This is a genomic window from Vibrio sp. Y176, from assembly GCF_033438945.1.
This window is the reverse complement of the sequence record NZ_JAWOQS010000001.1, coordinates 68,592-91,902: the sequence shown is the minus strand read 5'-3', so window position 1 is coordinate 91,902 and position 23,311 is coordinate 68,592. Positions and strand designations below refer to the sequence as shown.

Sequence of the window (23,311 nt, the reverse complement as noted above, 5' to 3'; positions counted from 1 at the left end):
TAATACCTTCAAAAAAAGCTTTGTTGCATGGCGCTTCGCTAGTGTGTGCTGACCCCTAATTACAACGGCGCAACGTCGGTTCCCCCTAAAGACTGGTAAAGCGTAACCTGAGTGAGAAACTGGTTGTAGCGGTTTTCCAACAAAGAAGCTTGCGCGTTTCTGGTGTCTTCTTGTGCATTCAAATAGTCCATGATCGACGTCGAGCCATACTGATACCGCGCAGCATAAATGGACTCAGCGGCACTTGCGGCATCATATTGCTCTTGTAAACGCGCCGCCTGATACTTCAATTTTTCGCGTGCTGACAAGGCATTTTCGACATCTTGGAATGCGGCGTACAACACTTGGCGATAACTCACAATAGCCGATTGATAGTCTAAATCGGCAATGGCTTGGCTATTTTTCATCTCATTCCACTGCAAAAACGGCAACGTCATATCCGCACCTAAACTGCCAATCGGGTTGGAAAGCAGGTCTTTGAGCGCTTGTGACGATCCACCCAAAGCCCCAGTGAGCGTCAGCTTGGGCAAGTAGTCCAAATCTGCTGCGTCTTTATTTGCTAGCGCGGCTTTGACTTCATAAATCGCTGCTTTAATGTCGGGTCTGCGGATCAATAAATCAGACGGAGCACCAACACTCAACGATGGCATATCGCCTTCAGGCAGCATTTGGATGTTTGCACTGATGCTCTTCGGCGGTTGATTGAACAAAATCGCAAAGGCGTTGTTTGCCTCAAGTAAACTCTGTTCAAACTCACTTTGCTGCGCTTGTAAGCTTGCCAGCGTACGTTTGGCTTCAAGCACATCTAACTGATCCACAGCGCCAAGTTGGTACTGTTTTTCAATCAATTGTAGCGTTTGAGCTGCGTCTTCCACATTACGCTGACTGAGGTTTAAGCGCTGTTTTAGATAGCCGATTTGCCAATATAACGATGCCGTCGTTGCCACCAAACTTTGTGCGGTCGCCTCGCGATCTTGTTGACTTGCCATCGCCGTCCACTTGGCTTGGTCAACGTCTGCCGAGATTTTTCCCCACAAATCCAACTCGTAATTGACGGACAAGTTAGTGCTGTAGCTATCTGCCGATTCCCCGCTATCAAGAGATTTTTGAACTTGTCCTGATGTGGAAGAACTCAACGTAGGGAAAAGGTCATCTTGCGCTAAACCCAGCTGTAAACGCGCTTTCTTTAGCGTTAGCGTTGCCAGCGTCAAATCGTTGTTTTGAGCCAACACCTGAGTAATGTATTGATTAAGCGTTGGGTCGTTAAACGCCAACCACCAAGGATCCATACTGACATCATCCGCAACATGCATCTGTTGCCAATTTGCAGGCACTTGCACCTCAGGAGCTTGATAGTCGCTACGCATAAGCGAACCACAACCTGACAACCACACTGCGCTTAAGGCAGCCGCGACCAATCGAGTCTAGAATTTCATTGTGTTACTCATTTTTAGTCTCTCGCTAGCGCTTCTATCGGATCGAGTTTGGCGGCATTGCGAGCGGGTAAAAAGCCGAAGGCGATGCCAATCAACGTTGAGCAAATAAACGCCCAGATGATCGAGTTCATCGAGTAAATCATTTGGAAGCTGCTACCAGATGTACTGAATGCAAAACCCATCAAAAACGCCAAGCCAATACCAGCAATGCCACCACACAAACACACTAGTACCGCTTCAATCAAAAACTGACGCAAAATATCCGCTTGCCGCGCACCCACAGCCATTCGCACACCGATCTCTTTCGTGCGCTCTGTCACCGACACCAACATGATGTTCATTACGCCAATTCCGCCGACAATTAGGGAGATCACCGCAATCGCTGAGATCAGTAACGTCATGGTGGCGGTGGTTTTCTCGATGCTCTGACGAATGGTGTCAGTGTTAATTGTGAAGAAATCTTCTGTACCGTGGCGCATTTTTAACAAGTTGATGATGCTCTGTTCTACCGCTGCGCTTGGGGCGTGCTCATCAATCCGTACAGTAATGCCGTTGAGGTAGCGTTGTCCCATCATTCGTCCCGACATGGTGGTGTATGGCACCCAAATTTTCAGCGCGTCGCTGTTGCCAAACGCGTCTTCTTTTTTCTGCGTGACACCCACAATACGCACTGGCAATGAACCAAGAAAAATCACTTCACCAATCGGATTTCTATCCGCAAACATTTCCTTTCTGGTGTTGTCATCAATCACTGCTTCTTGGGCGAGTGAGTTCACGCTCTCTTCATCCCAAAACTGACCTTTGGCGATCTCATAACCGCGCACACGAAAATAATCTTCCCCAACCCCTTCCACAGACGCGGTTGCATCCTGATTGGCGTAACGCACGGTTAAGCTGTTGGATAAAGACGGCGTGACACTGTCGACAAAAGGTAGACTCTCCAACGATTTAGCATCGTCGGCGGTTAGCGTTTTCACTCGTCCGGAGCGGCGGTCACCAAACCCTTTGCCCGGCCTGACATCAATGGTGTTTGTTCCCATGGATGAAATATTCGACAAAATTTGCTGTTGTGAACCATTACCTAGTGCCACCACGGAAACCACCGAAGCTATACCAATAATGATGCCGAGCATGGTCAAAAACGTGCGCATTCTGTTGCTAGACATCGCCAGCAGCGCCATTTTGAGCGCGTCAATAAAACTGTCCCACTTCCACCACTTACTGGCGGCTTGCGCTGGGCGATGAAAAGATGCGCTCGGTGTCTTTTCTGCTTGCTCATTAATTACAACTTGTGCATTTGGCGTATCTGCAATGATTTCACCATCTTTGATTTCAATGATGCGATCCGCAAAGTTCGCCACGTTCATATCATGAGTCACTAAGATGATCGTATGCCCAAGTTGATGCAACTCTTTAAGCAGTGCCATCATCTCTTGCCCACTGTGACTGTCTAATGCGCCAGTGGGCTCATCAGCAAGAATCACCTCACCACCGTTCATCAGTGCACGAGCAACACTCACGCGCTGTTGCTGGCCACCACTCAGTTGGCTGGGCTTGTGAGTCAAACGATCTTCCAGCCCCAAGCGAGCCAATAACGACTGCGCTCGCTCCGTTCTTTGACGATGAGGAACTCCCGCGTAAACCGCAGGTACTTCCACGTTTGCCACCGCGGTTAAGTCCCCCAGCAAATGGTAACGCTGGAATATAAAGCCAAAATACTCGCGGCGCAGTTCCGCCAGTTGGTCGGATTCCAACGTCGAGACATCTTGCCCATTAATGAAGTATCGACCACTGGACGGTTTATCCAAGCAGCCGAGCACATTCATCAGCGTCGATTTACCTGAGCCTGATGCACCCACGATCGCGACCATTTCACCGCGTTTTATCTCTAAATTAATGTGGTTCAACACAGTAAGCGACTCGTCGCCAGAGACAAAACGTCGAGTTAAATCCTCAACTTTTAAAAGCACGTCACTCATCTTAGAACCTCATTGGAGGTCGACGACGATCACCTCGGCTTGATGATTCTCCATCCATAGCATTGCCAAGAACAACTTGGTCGTCCTCCTTCAAACCTGAGAGAATTTCTGCGTTCACTTTGTTGTTAATACCCACTGTCACGGGCTTTTTCACCACTTGGCCCTGTTCAAGCACTGGCACGGTATAGTTGCCTTTGCCGCCAGATTTTTGCAGCACTTGTGAAGGGACAATCAAGGTATTTTCCGATTGCTCAAGGACAATCGAAACTTGCGCAGTCATGCCGATGCGCAAAATACCTTGCGGGTTCTTCACATCAAATACAGCGTTGTAGTAAATGGCGTCGCTATCTGAAATGCTCAGATCGCTATCATCGCCATCCATGATGGTTGGCCCCGGCTCAATGGCGCGCAACGAGCCTTTAAACTGCTGATTCGGTTTGCCTAAAATGGTGAACAGCGCCGTTTGGCCTGGGTGAACAAAAATCACATCGGCTTCCGAAATTTCGGCTTTCACCGTCATCGTATCTAACTTGGCTAACTCGATAATAGTTGGCGTGGTTTGATTGGCGTTTACGGTTTGTCCTTCTTCCACCGCGGTGTAAACCACCGTGCCATCCATCGGTGCGTTGATGGTGGTGTAACCGAGATCTAACTGCGCATTGTCGACGTTGATTTTGGCTTTCTCGATTTCGGCATCCAGTTGCGCTAACTCGGCTTTGTAGATGGCGAGCGTCGCTTCGGCATTCTCGTAATCAGCTCGTGAGCTCGCTTTCGCTGCCAACATGCCTTTTTGACGCACGTATTCATAGTTTGCTTGTTTAATCTGCGCTTGCTTAGCCTGGTACTGAGCGTTGAGACTATTAAGAGATGCTTGGGCTTCTTTGAGGCTGTTTTGCTGAGTCAGGCTGTCAATCTGTGCAATCAAATCTCCCTGTTTGACCTCATCCCCTAAGTTCACAGCGAGGCGTTGAATTTGCCCAGATACTTGCGCACCTACATTCACCAATTTGGACGCTTGCAACATGCCGTTGGCTAATACCGCCTTTTCGATATTGCCTTTGCGAACGACTTCTGTCGCGTAAGGAGAAATGGGTTCTGGACGTTGCAGATAATGATAACCACCAGCACCAATAGCAAGTAGGCCACACAAAACGAGCCATTTTTTATTGAGTTTCATAGCAGGAGTGAAGTAAATAATCGTTTTGATTTTATACTGCTATTTGTCTTAGCCGTACAGGGTACGAGACGTAAAGATAGGTAAATTAACGTCAAGATACTGAAGGAATAACTTCACTAACGTGAAAAATCCGAAATATTATAGTCACTTCAAAACTTTATCATTCAATAAATATAACAAAGATCATTTTTAATATAGAAATTCAAGTTATAAGTATTATAAACAAAACTTTTAAATACCAACAAACCAGTAAAATCTAAGCTTATTCAATATGCCATCCATTTAAATTTCATTATGGTCATTTTGATGATTGAATTTAAAGAGGAGTTAAGTGGCAAGTTAAATAAAAAATACCCACATAACACAGGTAAGACCGAGAGGAGTGTGTCATGTGGTTTTAAACGATAGTTCTCTTGCTGATTCGAACTACCAACGTTGGGATGCAATGGAAATACAAATGACTCAGAGTTTCCATCACGGACACTTTATCGCTGGATTTCCCTCTATTTGTTAGGGAACAGTCAGTACAATAAAAATAGAGAAGTAATACCGCAAAAATAAAAATAGAGGTTCAGGATTTAATTTACACATAAAATAATCACCACATTCACGACATGAACCATTAATAAATTCATCAATAAATATTTATTAAGTTAAATTTATTTGTTGTCAACATACTGTTAGTTTTACTCCTAAATATACTGGTCAGATTTGTTTATTTCACTGATTTTCGTTGCAATACAACCTCTAATTAATTCATGAGAAAAAACATGCAGCGACAATTCACTCTTTCACCGATTTATTTATTAATCGGTTTAGCCTCATCGACGGCGTATGCCGGTGGTTTTCAAATTAACGAACATTCGGCGACGGGTCTTGGTCGTGCTTTTGCTGGTGATGCCGTCATTGGTGATAATGCGTCTGTAGTCAGCCGCAACGCCGCAGCGATGACGCTGTTTAAACAAAATGCCTTATCGTTCGGTGTCACTTACGTCAAACCTGACGTTACCGTTAAAAATGCGCAATATCATCGAGCTAATATTAATGCGGATGTCAATGTTGGTATGGGTGGTTTTCCTCCGTCCCCTCAAGCTGACATTACCCCGTCCTTCTCTCAAACCGTGACCGACATTGATGACGTCGATGGCGTTGGTCAACCAGCCGTTGTACCCAATTTTTACTTTATTCACCCTATCAACGACGACTGGTATCTAGGCTTATCGGCATATTCCAACTTCGGAACCGACATGGAGTTTAAACCAAACTATGGCGCACCTGTTTTTGGCGGTGTCACCAGCGTAGCGAGTGTCAACCTTGGCGCAAGCTTGGCATACAAGGTGAACGACCGTTTTAGTATCGGTGGTGGTATTGATGTGATTTACGGCTCTGGTGAGCTGTACCGCGATATGGACGTGGGTGTTTGCGTTGGTGGGAACATACTTGGAAACGAACTAGAACAACGCTGTGGATCCGTAAAAGGCAACGCACTTGATGTGGAAGCTGGCGGCATTGGGCTTGGCGCGAACATTGGCATGATGTACGAGTTTAACGAACGTCATCGCTTAGGTTTAAGCTACAAGCACAGCCCTAACATAGATGCCAAGGGCGACATCCACTTTGCTGGCGAATCGTACGACTCGCTTGCTATGCCGCTACCGGATATTGCGGAGTTTTCCGGTTATCACCGCGTCTTACCTAAATTTGCCCTGCACTATTCTGTGCAGTGGATTGGTTGGTCAGCATTTGACAGCTTGAAAGCTGATGATCAGTTGCTAAAAGATTTTCAGTGGCAAGACTCCGCGCACTACTCCATCGGTGCGACTTGGTACGCCAATGAACGTTGGACACTTCGCACGGGTTACATGTTCGACAAAACACCTGTCGATGAGCTGACTTCGCTTTCTATCCCAGATTCGAACCGTCACTGGTTATCTGCGGGTGCCTCTTACCAATGGTCATCAGATACCACGGTTGACATCGGTATGACGTACTTGATTGGTGAAGATGTCAACGTAGAAGAATACGCGTATGAAGGTGTTCCTGCACCGATGGTGACGGGCGTGACCCATTCAAATGCGTTCCTAATTGGTGCCCAACTCAGCCACCGTTTCTAATTTGTCAGGCAGTGATCAAACCTCTAGGTCATTGCCTTGTAACAACGCTTATCGAAGCGACCGAACAGAGACATTATTATGAACAAAACACTACTTGCTTTTTCACTCTCACTTCTCACTCTAGGCGCGGCTCAGGCTTCAGAATGGGGCTATGGTAATGACAAACACGGGCCAGAGCACTGGGGAGAAATCGCCAAAGACTGCGCAACCACGAAAAACCAAAGCCCAATCAACATCGACAACCCAGCCGATGCAAAACTGGAAGCACTGAACCTTTCGTACACTGGTCAGGTCATTGGTTTAACCAACAATGGTCATACGCTGCAAGCGCAAGTGAACGGACGTAATAGCTTCACCATCGATGGCGAGACGTTCGAGCTGCAACAGTTCCATTTCCACACACCTTCAGAAAACCAAATCAAAGGCCGCCAATATCCACTTGAAGCGCACTTTGTACACGCCAACGCATACGGCGAGTTGGCGGTAATTTCGGTGATGTTTAATGCTGGCGATCAAAACGCAGCGCTGTCTAAACTGATCAACGCAATCCCACAAGAGAATCAAACCACGTTCTTTAAAGATACGTTTGAGATTAACGACTTACTGCCAAAAACTGCAAACTACTATCGATTTAACGGCTCTTTAACCACACCACCATGTTCAGAAGGTGTGCGCTGGTTTGTGCTTAAAGACACTCAAACCTTATCCAAAGATCAAGCCGCGAAACTGATGGAAGTCATGGGACAAAACAATCGTCCGCTGCAACCGCTAAATGCGCGCGTTGTACTTTCTAACTAAACGCCACATCCGATAAGGGGCATCGTATCTGCCCCTTATTTTGATTCGCTCTAACCTCATTTCGTTACAGGAACCCCCAATGAAAACTCCATCTATTCTGTCACTCTTACTCGCACTCGCCCCGACACTCGCCTTCTCTCATAACCTTTCTGTCGGTCAAACCACCCCTTCCGTCAGCATTGATACCTATGGCGAAATGACGCTGCAAGGAGACGATGTGGCTTATCAACCTTGGGCAACTCAGCAGATGTTAGGCAAAGTCCGTGTGATACAAGCCATTGCAGGTCGTAGTAAAGCTAAAGAGATGAACGCGCCGCTGATGTCAGCAATCACTGCCGCTCACTTTCCTGAAGATCAGTATCAGACCACAACCGTAATCAACCAAGAAGACGCCATTTGGGGAACCGGTACATTTGTAAAATCGTCGGCAGAGGACAGCAAAAAGACATTCTCTTGGTCTTCCATGGTGTTAGACAAAAATGGCGTATTAGCAACAACTTGGGATCTGCAGCAAGAAAGTTCTGCGATTATCGTACAAAATAAACAAGGCGAAATTTTATTCGTGAAAGAAGGGGCTTTAACTCAAGACGAAGTCACACACGTCATCGAACTGATTAAACAGAATATCTAAACCTAAGGTAAGGAAAAGCTATGAAACTGTTCAACACCATCGCACTCTGTCTTTTAGCGGCTGTAGCCTCTTTCCAATCGGTTGCAGGAGACAACGATTGGGATAAGATTGCAGATAAGACCGTCAGTTTTAAATCGGAAACCGACACAGTCAATCCACTGTCCCCATTTGCTAACGCTCGTTTTAGCCACATCAAAATCAAATGTACGCAAGGTACGGTCGATCTGAAAAGCGTTAAAGTAATCATGAAAGATGGTCAGGAAAAGACGTTCGACAGTTTAGGTGTTCTGACTAAAGGCATGTCATCAAGAAGTTTAAGCCTACCAACAAAAGATAACGCGAAATTAGACAAGATCGAGTTGAACTATGAATCGGTTGGCAGCACTGCGCTGCAAGTCGCGGGGGTGACCAAAAAAGCGCAAGTGGAAATCTTAGGTAAGAAAATCGACGAGTAAGCGATGGCTCAACGAGCTCACCCAAACTAAAAACAGCGGCACTAGGCCGCTGTTTTCATTAAAAAATCGTCATGGATAACTAAATGAATTTCTTCAGCTTCGCCAAACCATAAACGGCGATGGTGACACAATCTTTGATCGTGCCGTCGATCATCATCTGTTCGAACTCCTCAACAGAAAAAGCGCGAGTGATCAAATCCTCTTCTTCACTGTCGAGTTGATTGCCCACGTCCGTTAAATCACTGGCGAAGTAGACGTGACATGTCTGATTCAAAAAGCCGTATGCGATAAACTGCGCGCCGACATACGCCATGGCGCTCGCCTGCATGCCCGTTTCTTCACGCAGCTCGCCTTTGGCAAGCTCAAGATGATCCGCATCTGGGTTTGATTCCCACGCCCCTTGTGGGATCTCCCAACAACGTTGACCTACGGTGTAACGGTACTGCTGAACCAAGTGAATCATCCCGTTATCGATAGCCAGAATCGCAGCACAATCAGGTTTGTCGACCACACCATAGATGCCCTCTGCGCCGCTCGGACGTAAAATTTTGTCCTCACGCACCGTCATCCACTTATTCTGGTAAACGACTTTGCTGTCTAGCTGTTTGATGTCTGACATGGTTATTCCTTGATTTTTCCGAGGGTTACTGCGGAATAATACCCGATTCAGTTACGCCACCAAAATGTTCTTTAGTTCACTCAAAGACTCAACGGTATAATTTGGTGCGATACGCTCATCGACGCTTGCGCCTGTGGTATTTAACCAGCAAGTTTCAATACCAAAATTATTACCACCCAGAATATCGGAATGCAGGTTGTCACCCACCATCAGTACGCGCGTTTTGCATGGGTTGCCCATTTGCTGCATCGCGTATTCAAAAATACCTAAGTCCGGTTTTGCTACGCCCACTTGTTCAGAGATCACCACTTTATCGAAGTACTCAGTCATCCCTGTGCGCTCAAGGCGAATTGCTTGCAACTCTGTAAAACCGTTGGTGATAATGCCCATTTTAGCTTTGCCTTGCAGCGCTTCCATCAGCTCTTTTGCACCTGGCAACAAGCTGCAAATATCGGCCATTGCTTCTAAAAATGCACTGTTGAGATCTGCTGTTGTGGTATTCAACTTCTCAGCCCACTCGGTAAAACGCTTATGTTTTAGCTCATCTGCCGTTACTTTGCCGTCTTGGTAATCCACCCAAAGCGGTTTGTTTACGGTTTGGTAATGAGCAAAATCTTGTTCAGTAAAATCTACGCCTTTGCGAGAAAACATAAGCTGCAAACCTTTGAAAGCATCAAAGTGGAATAAGGTTTCGTCAGCGTCAAACAGGATCCAATCGTACTTCATTTTCTTCTTCCCAAAATCAAGGTCGTAATACTGGTGCATAGTCTAGATTGTTTTCTTCTTGAAGATAATCTCTATAATTGGAAATTAATTGTATCCTTGTGCTCAACAATAAATGCTTCACGATAATAGGAGATTGATGTGAACGCGATTGCCTCCCTGCCCGTTTTTGTTGCTGTTGTCGAATGCGGCAGCTTTTCCCTTGCGGCCAAACAGCTGAATCTGACGAAATCGGCGATCAGCAAACGCATCAACCAACTAGAAGACGATTTGGGCATTCGTCTCCTTAATCGAACTACGCGTAAGCTGAGCCTGACCGAAGCAGGAGAACGCTATTTTGAGTACGCTTCTCAAGCGCTCAATCTGGCCCAGCAAGGCGTGGACGCGGTATCGGAGCTGCAAGGATCTCCACAAGGTCGGCTCAAAATTACCGTGCCGATGTCTTTCGGTGTGCTGCATATCGCGCCTTTGATCAGCGAGTTTCTCGCTCGTTACCCGAAAATTGAAGTGGATTTAAACCTCGAAGACAAAATGGTCGATTTGGTTAAAGACGGTTTTGATTTGGGTATCCGTATTGGTGAACTCACCTCTTCCAATCTAATCGCAAAACGTCTCGCCCCTTGTAAAAGTGTGCTTTGTGCCTCACCAGATTACTTAGCGGAGTTTGGAACACCACAAAAACCAAGTGATTTAGTCGGTCACAACTGCCTGCGCTACTCCTATTTCCGTGGCGGCGTCGAATGGATGTTCATCAACAATGGCAGCGAATACAAGGTGCTTCCAAAAGGAAACTTTATCGTCAATAACAGCGAAGCCATTCGCCAGTTGCTGTTAAGAGGTTCGGGCATTGCGCAACTGCCGACGTTTATTGCAGGAAGAGACTTTGCCGCAGGAAATCTAAAACCGGTGATGGAAGAGTATTCTCTACCAGAACACGCCATTTATGCGGTGTTCCCTGAGCGCAAGCACATGCCGTTGAAAGTAAGAGCCTTTATCGATTTTATCAGCGAAAAACTCGGCACAGATTTACCTTACTGGGATCGTTACAACAGCCCAGAAAAATAACCATATTGATGATAAGTGAGTGAGATTTCACTACTGACATGTTCTGACATTCCATCCGCGTAACCTTATTTGGAACTCAACAGGCAATCCGCCAAAACCAATAAGGAATCACAATATGGAAACCGTTATCGAAACTGTGCAATTTCGTCTAACCACAGGCACAACAGAGCAAGACGTGATCGCCGCTGCCAGACAGTCACAAACGTTTGTGAAGAATCTGCCAGGCTTTTTGTATCGCTCACTCAGTCACGAAGCGACGGACGATGTGTGGACAGACATCATTTACTGGCGTTCAATGGACGATGCAAAACAGGCGGGAAAACAGCTTAAGCAAGCCGCTGAATTTCAGCCTCTGTTATCAATGATTGACTGCGAAAGCTTCGAGCTTAAACATCACAACTTAAAAATGTGCAGTGAGCTAGAGAAGTAATCAGCCGCACTACCACTAACAACCAGTAGGTCTAGATAAGGAACATCATGAGCAAATCAGAACGACTGTTTGAGCTACTGACGCTTTTGCGCGCAAAGCGTTACGCCGTGACAGCGAAAGAGCTCGCAGAAAGAATGGAAGTCAGCGAACGTACGATTTATCGCGATATTCAGTCGTTGCTTAGTTCTGGTGTTCCTATTCAAGGTGAAGCAGGTGTTGGCTACCTGTTGCAAGCTGGCTCTCATCTGCCGCCTTTGATGTTCTCAGAAAAAGAGATGATGGCGCTTGAACTGGGTATGCGGATGGTTCGAGCCTGGTCGGATGTTGAACTCGCCGAAGCGTCTCACTCTGCGTCCACCAAAATACTTTCGGTATTGCCCGATAAGCTCAAACAACAAGTGGAAGATTGTCCGCTGATTGTGCCCGATTATCACACCCAATCCGAGACTGCCAAACGAGGGCAGCTTCTGCGCCACGCGATTGATCATCAGTTTAAGGTCAGTTTGGATTACCAAGATGAAAGCGGACAGGTGACCGAAAGAAAAATCCAACCGTTAGGCCAGTTCTTTTGGGGCAAAGTCTGGACGCTGGTCGCCTGGTGCGAATTGCGCGATGACTACCGCCAGTTCCGCCTCGACCGTATCCAAGCACTGCGTATGCACGATGAAGAGTTTCAGAGTGCGGAAACCAAATCTCTCAAACATTATATTGCGCAGTATGAATCGAAAGATTGAGTGTTCTTCATCCTTCCATCACAAGGATTCTAAATTGCTCTGCTCAATGCGAGATATTTGGAAAGGCACATTTAGTTAAACTAATGTTTCATTTTTAACAGATGCGCAACCAACCTAAGATCGTTAACTTAAGTAGCACGTCAACCACACCAGAGCGTGAAGCTATGAAAGTACTGATTCAATACACCCAAGCAGGGAAATATCGAGATCAAGCGTGGGAGTCTTTAACTCTTCGATCTAAAGGTGATATGCAGGCAGTTACCCCTTCTTATGCTGCCCAACTTATCGAACAAAGCAAAGCGACACTTGTGATGACAGAGGAGCAACAAATCGTTATTCATCCATAACCGATTATTAGCCTTGTTTAACCAACCTTTGTTAGTTGTGCAAGGCTTACATCTCGCCATTACACGTTATCAATTTTATACACGACCAACTATATTTACATAAAAACCAATAAAATAGTTCTTATTTTCGTTCTCGACACTCCTTCAAAACGGCCTTACATTCATAGCTAAGATATACGTTATCTGTTAGTCTCTTTATTTCTTCATGATAAAAATTAGGATAAAACCTTTGAAAAAGCATCGGTTTATTATAAGGATAGGTGCAATATGCAATTGATCTGGAACATTATTGGATACCTAATGTTCTCTGGTGTATTAGTTATTTTTTTTCAAACATTCTTTATAGGTATCATGCACCTTTTAATGCCAAAAGACATTGTCAATAGCTACTTTAAAGAACCTTATTTTAACACTTTCGAACTAGCTCTATTTACAGGTTGGCCTTACGCATTTTTCCGAACATTGATGTTTGTTCGTTTAATCGTTCAACCTAACTCAGGTAAAAAACGAAAGTTACCCGATGTATCCCAAGAGGTGCCTAGGTGGTACCGTCTATTATCCTTCATTTTAATATGGGTAATTATCATAAACTCTACAATGTTAGCACTTGTATTTTTTATCGCAGGTTTTTTATCATTAGCAAATCATGTATGACCTTTACCTATCCAATTAAGTCTAATGTCACACTTTAAATGTAAATAAAATTAATAATTTCACACAAATAATAAATACATCAGCTAATTTATGGCTTTTTAAAATGAAAGTCTAGAATGCAAAAAAAATAAAATTTTTAAATATAGTTTCTTGTTAATATCTATACAAATAAATTATTAGCTAGAGGTGCTCTGTGTCGGGATTATTTGAGTATAAAATAAAAACTCATGATAACTTATCATCAATTATATTAAACATGTATGGTGCTCCATATGGTAGCAAGGACTATCAGATGGTACTGACTCATATAATGACATTAAACAAGCATATTTCAGATCCTAACCGCATTAGAGCTGGCGATATCATTTGGTTATCAGCTCTACCCAAATCAAGCTCTCAACTTAAAACTCAAAGTAACAATGCGTTACCTCCTAAAAGTATCGCGAAGCTAGGGACCTACCCAGCGTCTAAGCCTCAAATGCCCAGCTCTCCTCCCCATAAAGTTTTGCCTCCCAATCTTCTCAGCTACAATCAACCTCCAAAATCAATCTCAAATCAAGTTCCACCGCAACATGCTGACATGTTTTGGGCGTTGGCATGGTTAGAAAACAACGCCAATATGATTACTATTCCAGGAGGTACCTTGATGGGTGCTACAGGGAACTTGATGAGTAAAGGAAATATTAAGCTCATTGAGAACATCAACGACCTTTACGCAAACTATAAAAACGGAGTAATAAGTAAAGGACAATATGATGGTCGACGTAAAAAACATTTAGACCTACTAAAGAAAAATGTTGGCCCTATGGAAAAGCTGTTATTTGGCAACAAAACGACTCACCAGTCTATTCGCATAGCTCGAAGTGGAGGGTTACCTGCGAATGCTCATATAGTTAAACAAGCCGAAAAACTGAATAAAATAGCTCAAGCATCTAAAGTGGGCGGACATGTTTTAGTCGGTGTTGGTCTGACGGCTTCCTGCATTCAGATTGCGAATACACAAGACCAACATGAGAAGAATGAAATTTTTGTTGAGTCAATAACTAGCACAGCTGTAGGAATGGGTACCAGCGCGTTAGTCGGTCTATTTTTAGTATCAAACCCTATTGGCTGGGGGACTGCCATTGTACTCGCTGCCGGTTCAACGGCTGTAGGTTATGCATCCGGTAAAGTGGCAAAAAGCTTTTATAATTCAATTGAAAGCAAGCCAAACTTAGTCGCTAGTACTGGAATAGAGTCTATATGCAGCAAGTAATCACATTTCTTTTTTACACTTTAATGACTGGTGTGATTATTATTTTCTTACAAACCATTTTTATCGGTGTCATGCACTTTCTGATGCCGAAGGAGATTGTTGGGAACTATTTTAAAAAACCATATTTTAATGAATTTGAGCTTTCTTTATTCACAGGGTGGCCTTACGCATTTTTCCGAACATTGATGTTTGTTCGTTTAATCGTTCAACCTAGCTCAGGTGAAAAGCGAAAATTACCTAATATTTCTAGAGAAGTACCAAAATGGTATCGTTATTTGTCGATTCTATTACTGGGTATTATCATTGTTAACTCTGTTGTCGTTGCCCTGACTTTATCAATTGGTGCCGTTCTTTTAGCAATTGAGTGAGGAATTAACATTAAAATATAACGATGTACTCGACGAAGAGAGCTCAGTCTGAACTCTCTAATCGCCAGAGTTATTGCATACTAACCTCTACTCTTCTTCGTTGAGACGACGAATCAACTTAGCTGGCGTGCCTCCGTATAGACAATCTGGCGGCACATCATGGTTGACTACCGAGTTCGCCGCAATAACCGAACGAGCGCCAACTGTTACACCTTGGTTAATGACGGAGTTACCGCCAATCCACACATCATCTTCAATCGTGATGGGTTTACAAAACGTTTCCCAACGTCGGCGACTGCGGTAATCAACAGAATGAGAAGCGGTATAAAATTGCACGCTCGGTCCAATGAGCACGTGGTTCCCGATGGTAATTTTGGCACCATCGAGCATGACCACGTTCATGTTGATAAAGGTTTCTTCACCTATTTCGATGGTCTTACCAAATTCACAATGAAAAGGGGACTGGACAATACAACGGCCTACCTTGCCAAATAGCTGCTTTTGCAATTCGTCGCGCTGACTTTCGTCGGTGTTATTATTAAGTGCTCTAAGTGCTTGAAGAGCATGGCTTCTAATGGCGTCAATTTCTTTGTCCATGCCATCAAAGACCTGGCCAGACATCATTTTTTCTAGTTCTGTCACTGGAAGACTCCTACAACCTGCAATTACTGCTTTCAGATTCTTCACAAGGTACGTGAACTGCGAAATAAAAAAAGAGAAAAGCCCGGACTTTTCTCTTTCCTGTTTTTATATTTTGTGGAGTCTGTCAACTTACACAATTTCCCAACTGTGGGTCATCTCAACACCTTCGCCTAACATTAAGCAAACCGAGCAGTATTTTTCTAGCGAGTCAGCCGCCACTTTTGCTACGACTTCTGGGTCAAGCTCGTCACCTGACACTTCAAAGTGGATATTCACTTGCGTAAAGATACGCGGTGCGGTTTCACGACGCTCTGTGGTTAGCTTGGCATTAACTGACGAAACCTTTTGGCCTGCTGTTTTCAAACCATCAACAACATCGACAGAGCTACAGCCACCAGCAGCCATTAGTACCATTTCCATTGGGCTTGGTGCGGTTGCACCACCATTGCCATCCATCACTACGGAGTGGCCCGACTGAGATTGCCCAAGGAATTTAAAATCTTCTATCCATTTAACTTCAGCTTGCATGATTTACCTCATTTAGCATCGCTTATTCAAGGCATCGTTGCCCTTACTAGCGGTGTGTTTCTTGTCGATACTTTAGCTCTATCGCATAAAAGGGCAACGGAATTTTCAACATTACTGTAATTTTTTCGCTCGGTTACCTTTCTCTATACGTAACACTTTTTATTCAAGTAACACTTTCTACAAAAATAACGATGAGGTAGCTATGAAGAATATGTCTAAGTTATTGGCCGGTTTCTCCTTCGCACTTCCAGTCTTGTTTCTACTATTGAGTAAAACAGGTACCGCCGATACGATGGATAAACTGAAGGCTTCAGAGAATACAAGAATCGCAACGCTAGCTGGCGGTTGTTTCTGGTGTACAGAATCGGATTTAGAGCAACTGCCCGGCGTAATCGATGTTGTATCAGGTTATTCAGGTGGCCATATTGAAAACCCGACTTACCGCCAAGTCTCTTCTGGTAAATCTGGTCATATTGAAGTGATTGAGGTGAAGTACGATCCTGCTGTCGTGAACTACGAACAAGTACTGGACTACTTCTTCCGTCATATCGACCCTACCGACGATAAAGGGTCATTTGTTGACCGTGGTCCTCAATACCGTCCAGCGATCTTCTACCATAATGCGGAGCAAAAACAGATTGCTAAGCAGTTTATGATGGAAATCGACAAGGCGATGATCTATCCAAAGCCGTTGAAAACAGAGCTGATCGAGTTTGAAAAGTTTTACCCTGCGGAGTCGTACCATCAGGATTACTACAAGAAGAGTAGCCTAAAGTACAAATACTACCGCTACGCATCAGGTCGCGATAAATACCTCGACGAAGTGTTTGGTGAAGATCGAAAAGAAAGTCCTAAAACACTTCGACAGTTGATTGAAGAAAAAAAGCTGCTTTCGAAAGTGAAAGCGTACAGTAAGCCTGCTCAGTCTGAAATCAAATCAAACTTAACAGAGCTACAGTATTACGTGACGCAAGAAGAAGGCACGGAGCGTCCGTTTGATAATGAATACTGGGACAACAAAGAAGCGGGAATTTATGTTGATATTGTGACCGGTGAACCGCTATTTTCTTCTACTGATAAATACAAATCTGGCACAGGTTGGCCAAGCTTTACTCGACCAATTAACCCGGGTTACATCGTGGAGAAAACCGATTATAAACTACTCTACCCTAGAACGGAGATCCGCAGTAAGTTTGGTGATTCACACCTAGGTCATGTGTTTAAAGATGGTCCGAAGCCGACGGGATTACGCTATTGCATGAACTCTGCTGCGATGAAATTTGTACCTGTGAACAAGATGGCGAGTTTAGGCTACGGCGATTACCTGTACCTATTTGATAAGTAGTTTTAACCAAATTAGGAGTGAACATTCAGCGCGATGAAAGGTTTTAAATCCAACCTTCCCATGAAAGTCTGTCCGGTCTGTCAGCGCCCATTTTCTTGGAGAAAGAAGTGGGCGCGAAATTGGGAGGAAATCGTTTATTGTTCTGAGCGTTGCCGAAGAAATAAATCAACGAAAACGTAGGTCACTCCGACCCTCTCTGGAGTATGTTATTTCATTTGTATTAACGTTTGTACGCGTTCTCTTACCAAGGTAATAACGTCCCATCATAAGCCCAAAACGCCCCGCTATCTTGCGGGGTTGCTTTTTCTATCAAGCCTAATAAATCCTTAGCGACTCGCTCTGGCGTGAACAACTTTCCCTCTGGCACATTGGTTTGAAAAGGTGCCGACAAAGCGGTATCTGTGGTGCCAGGGTGAAGTGACAGCACCGTGCCATGTTTGACCATTCTTTGCCATTCGATCGACATGGTTTTAAGGAACATGTTTAATGCGGCTTTCGATGCTCGATAGCTGTACCAACCACCTAACTGATTATCGCTAATGCTGCCAACTTTGGCCGAAATGGTCGCAAACTTAGGTGCAGTACTGCGTTTTAGTTTGGGCGTGAAGTATTTCGCCAACAGCAAACTTGGCAAAGTATTAACCGTGATGGTTTGCTGAAAAAAGTCTGCGTCGAGCGAGCTAAGATTCTTCTCAGGGCCTTTTTCTTGGGTGTGCAACATACCGACGCTGTTCACCAACCAATCGACGTGTTCAATCTGCTCACTGAACACTTGTACCTCCCCTTCTTGCGATACATCCACTTTGTGCCAAACGACATTTGGATGTTGCCAATCTGGTTGCTGCTTACGATAAGTGGCATGCACGTGCGCTTGAGGGAACCGAGCTGCGGCTTCTTGAACCATCGCCAAACCAATTCCACCATTGCCACCGACGATGAGTATTTCCATCACAAGTTCTCCACGTTTTCTATGTAGCGCTCTGCGGTATCGAGTATCGCTTGGCGTTGCTGTTCTTCCATGTTGTCCCAAGAGCGGAAAATCATCCCGATTCGTGGATTGGCTGCGAGGCGCTTGTCGTGCTTGTTCATAAAGCGCCAATAAAGGCTGTTAAACGGACACGAACCTTCCCCACTCCTCGCCTTATTGTCGTAATGGCAACCCTTACAGTAGTCGCTCATTTTGTTGATGTAAGAACCACTCGCCGCGTAAGGTTTGGTGCCAACAATGCCGCCATCCGCAAACAATGCCATGCCACGTGTGTTCGGCATTTCGACCCATTCAATCGCATCAACATAGATACCGAGATACCACTCATCCACTTGGTCTGGGTCGATCTCGGTTAGCAAGCAAAAGTTACCAGTGACCATCAAACGTTGGATGTGGTGTGCGTAGGCATAATCGAGGGACTGCTCAATCGCATTGCGCATACAGGCCATTTTAGTTTCACCATTCCAGAAGAAATCTGGCAGCTTTCTTTCTGCGCCCAATTCGTTGTTTTTCGGGTAATGAGGCATGTTCGCCCAATAGACCCCTCGAATGTACTCTCGCCATCCTAAGATTTGGCGAATAAACCCTTCAACTTGAGAAATGTCGATGTCCGCGTTGGAATGAAATGCCTTGAGTGAAGCATCAATGACTTCTCTCGGGTGCAGTAATTTGCTGTTAAGCGAGAATGAAATTCGGCTGTGATACAAGCTCCACTTAGCGTCGTGCTGGCCTGTCATGGCATCTTGAAAACGTCCGAATAACGGCAGACAGACTTGGCAGAAATGCGCGAGTAAAGAGAGGCTTTGCGCGCGATTAATCGGCCACAACAAGTCCCCTTCGAGATTTCCGATGGTTTTGATGTCATGTCGTGCCAGCCGCTCAATAATGCCGTGGATGTCAGTACTGAACATCAAAGGTTGTGGCAGTTGTTCAATGTCTTTGGCTTTGAGCTTGTTACGATTATTGGCATCGTAATTCCATTTTCCGCCGACGGGCTTTCCGTCTTGCATCAAGATGTCGAAGCGCTTGCGCATACGGCGGTAAAAGTGCTCCATCATGATGTGTTTACCTTGAGGAAACTGCGATTCTATTTCCTCAAACGGCAACAAAAAATGTTCCGAGTCGACACAACGCGTCACGACCCCATCAAGCTTTAGTTTGGCTAACTGCTCCAGAAGACGGTATTCATCCGGGCGTTGATATTCAAACTTACTTGCACCAACTTCACTCGCGTAGTGTTGCAAGACTTGCTCAAGATCGTCGAAGGATTGTGTGTCATCCAACGTGAGGTGCAGAACTTGGTGACCTTCACTCTGACGCTCTTTCGCAAACTGTTCCATTGCGGAAAAGAACGCACACACTTTCTGAATATGATGCGTGACGTAAGTATTCTCTTGCTTGAGCTCCGCAATCAGGTAAAGCACTTGCTCATCCGGTTGCTGAAACCAAGAGTGCTCACTGTTAAGTTGATCGCCCAAGATCAATCGTACGGTTTCAAATTGCATTACGGTTTCTCCGATGACGAAGCTTTGTCACTGCTGCCCATCACAATCGGCCAATCGACCATGTCTACACTATCCAAATGCGCGCCAGGACAACGACCTTGCCACCTATCGATGAACTCCATGTGCGGATCGTACATTTCGGTTTTCTTTTCGAGGTTGAATTGTCGTGAACCACGCGGATCAGCACCAACGCCCGCTAGGTATTGCCAATTTCCCCAGTTTGATGCCACATCGTAATCAACCAGTTGTGACTCAAAGTACGCCGCGCCATAACGCCAATCGAGGCCAAGTTCATGCACCAAACAACTGGCGACTAACTGTCTGCCACGATTCGACATATAACCAGTTTCATTAAGTTGGTGCATACACGCATTGACGATAGGAAATGGCGTTTCACCTTTCTTCCATTGTTGGAAACGGTGCGCGTAAAAGCTGGTGAGTGGTGCTTGATTTTGGATGCCACCGAATCGGAAGAGCTGTCGCTTGTGTCGACGGGCATACCAATAAAAGTATTCACGCCAAAGCAGTTCGAAGTAAATCCAGTAGGTTGAATCATTTGCACCATTCTCCGCTTCATAACGTTTCAACATGGCATAAATAGTTTTCGGAGAAACGCACCCATGAGCTAGCCAAGGAGAGAACTTGGTGGAGTAATCCATGCCATCTAAACCATTGCGTGTTTGTTTGTATTCACTGGCTAGTGTGGAAGCAAAATACTGGCGACAATGTTCAAGCCCGCGGCTTTCTCCACCATGAAACGCAGCTTTTGTGTCAAAGTAATATGCAGTAACGGAAGGAAGATTCACACCTAAAGGAATTGGAGGTAACGAACGTATACTCTCGTGGGGCCGAGAGATGTCTAAACCTTCAACTTGCTTTCTAAACTGCGTGAAAGTCGTAGGCAGTTTGCTCAAGTCAAATGGCAGTTGCTCTTCCCTTAACAGGGTCCGGATTGCGTGCTGTTTTATTTTTACATGGGATGCGCCTTCAACTGCGCGATCTAACGCTTGTTGCTCATCCGAACCGGGAAAGGCGTCAGCATATATATGTGTGACGCCGAAGCGATTAACAGCATACTTGATTGCTTGATCGGGCGTCAGTTCAACTGCCCACAATCGCTGACCAAGGTGATTCAAAGATTGATTGAGTTCACTAAGCGATGAATCGAGAAACTGCAATTTCGCGCGCCCGAAAGAGGCTTCCTGCGCAAAGTGATGCAAGTAAGGCGTCATTGAAGGGTAGCAATACAAGCAAATTAACTCGTCCATTTCTACACTGGCGCTTTTCAACAGTGGGTTGTCGTGCAATCGCAAGTCGTTCGTGAACCAATAAAGTCCTATTTTCTTTTTCAATTCGCACCCTCAGATATTAATTCTTCGTCTACGAGTTCTTTTCACGGAGACCCTGACGTTAAGCCTTTTGATTTACTTGCTTTTATACGAAAACGAGAGTTTGACGATCATTAGGTTACTAACGTTTACACGGAATCCATTTGCTATATATCTCAAAACACGCAATACCACCAAATGCCTGTACATGTTTCATACTGATATTTTATAAAATTCGAATCCAACGGTATTGATCACGATCTTAATCACTCATTTTCTATATAAACCATGCAAAAGTGATAAAAATTAAAGCGACATTAGTTAATATCCGTTAATCTAAGCCCAATCCCATTTTGCTAGTACCATCGCAGAAATGACCGACGAGTTTAAGAAATCAACCGCTAATTTAAAAAAAGCGGTCCCACTGATGATCAAAAACCATGTTGCTGCCACGCCAGCCAACTACGCGCTTTGGTATACCTACGTTGACAAGACCATTCCAGAACTCAACTTTGAGTTAGACACGGTGTTAGAAAACTACGGTATTTGCCCGCCAGCAACCAATAAACAGCTTTACAACAACTATGTGGCCAGCAAAGCAGAAACCAGCCTTGAAGATCTTAGAACCAATGTAGAAGTTCTGCTACATGAAGTATCCAGTTCAATGAGCGATACGATTTCAGATACTTCCTCCTTTTCTGAGATGGTAGACAAAAGCTTTAATAAACTGGAAAAAGTTGAGGACAATAGCCTAAGCATTGAAGAAGTGATGGTAGTGATTCGTCAACTGGTCGCAGAGTCACACGAAATTCGTCACTCAACAAAGTTTTTGAATAGCCAATTGACTAACGCGAGTGAAGAAATTTCTCGCCTCAAAAACCAACTGGCTGAAGTACAGCAAGATGCGTTGTTCGATGGTTTGTCAAACCTATACAACCGCCGAGCATTTGACAAAGATCTCTCTTCACTTATTGCATCAAATCAGGCAATGACCTTGATCATGCTTGATATCGATCATTTCAAATCATTTAACGACAATTACGGGCACCTTTTTGGCGATACAGTATTAAAAGCCATTGCCCGCCGGCTACAACAAAGTTGTCGAGATGGGATATGTGCGTACCGTTTTGGTGGTGAAGAATTCGCGTTAATTGTACCTAACAAATCTCTGCGAATTGCTCGCCAATATGCAGACACACTACGCCGCATGATAGAAAAACTGCGTATCAGAGATAAGCGCTCAGGCACACAAGTTCACAGCATTACCGCTTCTTTTGGGGTAGCAGAGTTTGAGCCGGGTGATACGCCTGAAGCCTTAATCAATAAAGCCGATAAACAGCTTTATGAAGCAAAACAACTCGGTCGTAACCGCGTGATGCCAATTTAAATAAACTGGCTAAGCGAAAACGACTTTTATGATGAAAAAGAAAACCCCGCGCTGTAAAGTGCGGGGGTTTTGTATCCAATCATGAGTATCTTAATCGACGCTGTAACAGTAACTTAGAATGTAGTCGTCACCATTTTTTGCGGTATATTCTTTATCTTCACTGCATGCCATCGGCTTACCTTTTTTGTCGCCTTTGATTAGACTTATCCAATGGCGCATCGCGGTTGGTGCATTGCCAGTTAGTTCAGGATGAAACGTCGTGCGAGTTTCCAATTGAATATCATCAATGTCCACTAATTCCACGCAACCAGTGCCTTTATGACAGCCGAACAGCACTTCTACATGATTGCCCGAATCATCTTTGAACAAAATAGACTTTGGATCTTCCTTTTCACCAGTGTACGCCACGAAGTGTTTTGGGCTTTTCAGGCCGCTGTGTGTACCGTCTTTGAAATAAGCCAAAACATGGCGGTAATCAATCACGTAACTTGATACGTCTTGGTGTGACCCGTTCTCCAATGGGAACATGCGGTCAAGCAGTTGCTTCGCTTTTACTTGTTTCTCACTCTGCTGCTCAGCACTTACCGCTTCGACGGCAAATACGGCTTCAGCGATAAATGGGCGTTGTTGTTGTTGCATCTCTTTTTTATCGAAGTTCAGCATATTCATCGTCATATCCTCGCACTTAAAAACTCGTCCTAGAGTAAAAACTTAAATCCTTTATTTAAGTTTCAGGCAATTCTGTGAAGTGGATGGTTAATTTCCTTGCCTGCTCATTATGTAGACTAGCGAAATATTGACTA

24 protein-coding genes are annotated in these 23,311 nt (G+C 44.7%); 13 read left to right on the top strand and 11 right to left on the bottom strand.

The window, feature by feature from the left end; genetic code table 11:
• Window positions 1-59 precede the first annotated feature (59 nt).
• From R7O13_RS00425 to R7O13_RS00415, 3 genes are read right to left on the bottom strand one after another with little or no spacing between them, the layout of a single operon-like run.
• Complete coding sequence (locus tag R7O13_RS00425; RefSeq protein ID WP_318302691.1) at window positions 60-1,418, bottom strand: efflux transporter outer membrane subunit; 1,359 nt, start codon at window positions 1,416-1,418, stop codon at window positions 60-62.
• A 32-nt stretch (window positions 1,419-1,450) separates the two neighbouring features.
• Window positions 1,451-3,415, bottom strand: a complete 1,965-nt coding sequence (locus R7O13_RS00420; RefSeq protein WP_318302690.1) for a MacB family efflux pump subunit — start codon at window positions 3,413-3,415, stop codon at window positions 1,451-1,453.
• Between the two features lies 1 nt (window position 3,416).
• A complete protein-coding gene (locus R7O13_RS00415) occupies window positions 3,417-4,592 on the bottom strand; it encodes an efflux RND transporter periplasmic adaptor subunit (RefSeq protein ID WP_318302688.1) in 1,176 nt (391 codons plus the stop codon).
• Window positions 4,593-5,362: 770 nt separating this feature from the next.
• Between R7O13_RS00415 and R7O13_RS00410 the strand changes: the two genes are divergently transcribed.
• The 4 genes from R7O13_RS00410 to R7O13_RS00395 all read left to right on the top strand — a co-directional run bounded on the left by R7O13_RS00410 (window position 5,363) and on the right by R7O13_RS00395 (window position 8,590).
• Entirely contained in the window at window positions 5,363-6,706 is a 1,344-nt protein-coding gene (locus R7O13_RS00410; protein ID WP_318302686.1) for an OmpP1/FadL family transporter, read from the top strand.
• 78 nt (window positions 6,707-6,784) lie between these two features.
• A complete protein-coding gene (locus tag R7O13_RS00405; RefSeq protein ID WP_213963613.1) occupies window positions 6,785-7,504 on the top strand; it encodes a carbonic anhydrase in 720 nt (239 codons plus the stop codon).
• Between the two features lie 79 nt (window positions 7,505-7,583).
• Complete coding sequence (locus R7O13_RS00400; protein WP_086587199.1) at window positions 7,584-8,135, top strand: YtfJ family protein; 552 nt, start codon at window positions 7,584-7,586, stop codon at window positions 8,133-8,135.
• A 20-nt stretch (window positions 8,136-8,155) separates the two neighbouring features.
• Window positions 8,156-8,590, top strand: coding sequence for a hypothetical protein (locus R7O13_RS00395; RefSeq protein WP_005480927.1), 435 nt, complete (start codon window positions 8,156-8,158; stop codon window positions 8,588-8,590).
• 79 nt (window positions 8,591-8,669) lie between these two features.
• On the opposite strand, the gene R7O13_RS00390 is transcribed toward R7O13_RS00395, so the two are convergent.
• Together R7O13_RS00390 and yjjG are read right to left on the bottom strand one after the other, a co-directional pair.
• A complete protein-coding gene (locus tag R7O13_RS00390; RefSeq protein WP_318302681.1) occupies window positions 8,670-9,209 on the bottom strand; it encodes an NUDIX hydrolase in 540 nt (179 codons plus the stop codon).
• Between the two features lie 51 nt (window positions 9,210-9,260).
• Window positions 9,261-9,935, bottom strand: a complete 675-nt coding sequence (gene yjjG, locus R7O13_RS00385) for a pyrimidine 5'-nucleotidase (protein WP_005374109.1) — start codon at window positions 9,933-9,935, stop codon at window positions 9,261-9,263.
• Window positions 9,936-10,073: 138 nt separating this feature from the next.
• On the opposite strand from yjjG, the gene R7O13_RS00380 reads away from it, so the two are divergent.
• The 6 genes from R7O13_RS00380 to R7O13_RS00355 all read left to right on the top strand — a co-directional run bounded on the left by R7O13_RS00380 (window position 10,074) and on the right by R7O13_RS00355 (window position 14,785).
• The gene (locus R7O13_RS00380; protein ID WP_053307145.1) at window positions 10,074-10,997 is read left to right on the top strand and encodes a LysR family transcriptional regulator; all 924 of its coding nucleotides are present in this window, start codon (window positions 10,074-10,076) and stop codon (window positions 10,995-10,997) included.
• Between the two features lie 115 nt (window positions 10,998-11,112).
• A complete protein-coding gene (locus R7O13_RS00375; protein ID WP_054574511.1) occupies window positions 11,113-11,427 on the top strand; it encodes a hypothetical protein in 315 nt (104 codons plus the stop codon).
• A gap of 47 nt (window positions 11,428-11,474) precedes the next feature.
• Entirely contained in the window at window positions 11,475-12,161 is a 687-nt protein-coding gene (locus tag R7O13_RS00370) for a helix-turn-helix transcriptional regulator (RefSeq protein ID WP_005374113.1), read from the top strand.
• 164 nt (window positions 12,162-12,325) lie between these two features.
• Entirely contained in the window at window positions 12,326-12,508 is a 183-nt protein-coding gene (locus R7O13_RS00365; RefSeq protein ID WP_021035913.1) for a hypothetical protein, read from the top strand.
• 847 nt (window positions 12,509-13,355) lie between these two features.
• Window positions 13,356-14,417 carry a glycine zipper family protein gene (locus R7O13_RS00360; RefSeq protein ID WP_241669997.1) on the top strand — a complete coding sequence of 354 codons (1,062 nt, stop codon included), beginning with the start codon at window positions 13,356-13,358 and terminating at the stop codon, window positions 14,415-14,417.
• Window positions 14,405-14,785, top strand: coding sequence for a hypothetical protein (locus R7O13_RS00355; RefSeq protein WP_005374128.1), 381 nt, complete (start codon window positions 14,405-14,407; stop codon window positions 14,783-14,785). Before R7O13_RS00360 ends, R7O13_RS00355 begins: the two co-directional genes overlap by 13 nt.
• Window positions 14,786-14,872: 87 nt before the next feature.
• On the opposite strand, the gene R7O13_RS00350 is transcribed toward R7O13_RS00355, so the two are convergent.
• Together R7O13_RS00350 and R7O13_RS00345 are read right to left on the bottom strand one after the other, a co-directional pair.
• Window positions 14,873-15,427: a sugar O-acetyltransferase gene (locus R7O13_RS00350; protein ID WP_031780875.1), complete on the bottom strand. Its 555-nt coding sequence runs from the start codon at window positions 15,425-15,427 to the stop codon at window positions 14,873-14,875.
• A 129-nt stretch (window positions 15,428-15,556) separates the two neighbouring features.
• On the bottom strand, window positions 15,557-15,955 hold the full coding sequence (locus R7O13_RS00345) for an OsmC family protein (RefSeq protein WP_005374132.1): 399 nt from the start codon (window positions 15,953-15,955) through the stop codon (window positions 15,557-15,559).
• A gap of 202 nt (window positions 15,956-16,157) precedes the next feature.
• On the opposite strand from R7O13_RS00345, the gene msrB reads away from it, so the two are divergent.
• Together msrB and R7O13_RS00335 are read left to right on the top strand one after the other, a co-directional pair.
• Window positions 16,158-17,300 (top strand): peptide-methionine (R)-S-oxide reductase MsrB, encoded by a 1,143-nt coding sequence (msrB, locus tag R7O13_RS00340; RefSeq protein WP_005374134.1) that lies wholly within the window; start codon window positions 16,158-16,160, stop codon window positions 17,298-17,300.
• Window positions 17,301-17,333: 33 nt separating this feature from the next.
• On the top strand, window positions 17,334-17,480 hold the full coding sequence (locus R7O13_RS00335; RefSeq protein WP_005374142.1) for a DUF2256 domain-containing protein: 147 nt from the start codon (window positions 17,334-17,336) through the stop codon (window positions 17,478-17,480).
• 61 nt (window positions 17,481-17,541) lie between these two features.
• Here R7O13_RS00335 and R7O13_RS00330 read toward each other — a convergent pair whose 3' ends face one another.
• Genes R7O13_RS00330 through R7O13_RS00320 form a run of 3 tightly spaced genes read right to left on the bottom strand, consistent with a single transcriptional unit; the run spans window position 17,542 to window position 21,145 of the window.
• Window positions 17,542-18,249: an SDR family oxidoreductase gene (locus R7O13_RS00330; protein WP_213886219.1), complete on the bottom strand. Its 708-nt coding sequence runs from the start codon at window positions 18,247-18,249 to the stop codon at window positions 17,542-17,544.
• Window positions 18,249-19,793, bottom strand: a complete 1,545-nt coding sequence (locus R7O13_RS00325) for a cryptochrome/photolyase family protein (RefSeq protein ID WP_318302674.1) — start codon at window positions 19,791-19,793, stop codon at window positions 18,249-18,251. The genes R7O13_RS00330 and R7O13_RS00325 overlap by 1 nt, the downstream gene beginning before the upstream one ends.
• Window positions 19,793-21,145 carry a DASH family cryptochrome gene (locus R7O13_RS00320; protein ID WP_318302672.1) on the bottom strand — a complete coding sequence of 451 codons (1,353 nt, stop codon included), beginning with the start codon at window positions 21,143-21,145 and terminating at the stop codon, window positions 19,793-19,795. Before R7O13_RS00320 ends, R7O13_RS00325 begins: the two co-directional genes overlap by 1 nt.
• Window positions 21,146-21,494: 349 nt before the next feature.
• Here R7O13_RS00320 and R7O13_RS00315 point away from each other — a divergent pair, with 349 nt between their 5' ends.
• The gene (locus R7O13_RS00315) at window positions 21,495-22,508 is read left to right on the top strand and encodes a GGDEF domain-containing protein (protein ID WP_005374150.1); all 1,014 of its coding nucleotides are present in this window, start codon (window positions 21,495-21,497) and stop codon (window positions 22,506-22,508) included.
• 90 nt (window positions 22,509-22,598) lie between these two features.
• On the opposite strand, the gene R7O13_RS00310 is transcribed toward R7O13_RS00315, so the two are convergent.
• Window positions 22,599-23,177 (bottom strand): malate synthase, encoded by a 579-nt coding sequence (locus R7O13_RS00310; protein WP_005374156.1) that lies wholly within the window; start codon window positions 23,175-23,177, stop codon window positions 22,599-22,601.
• Window positions 23,178-23,311 lie beyond the last annotated feature (134 nt).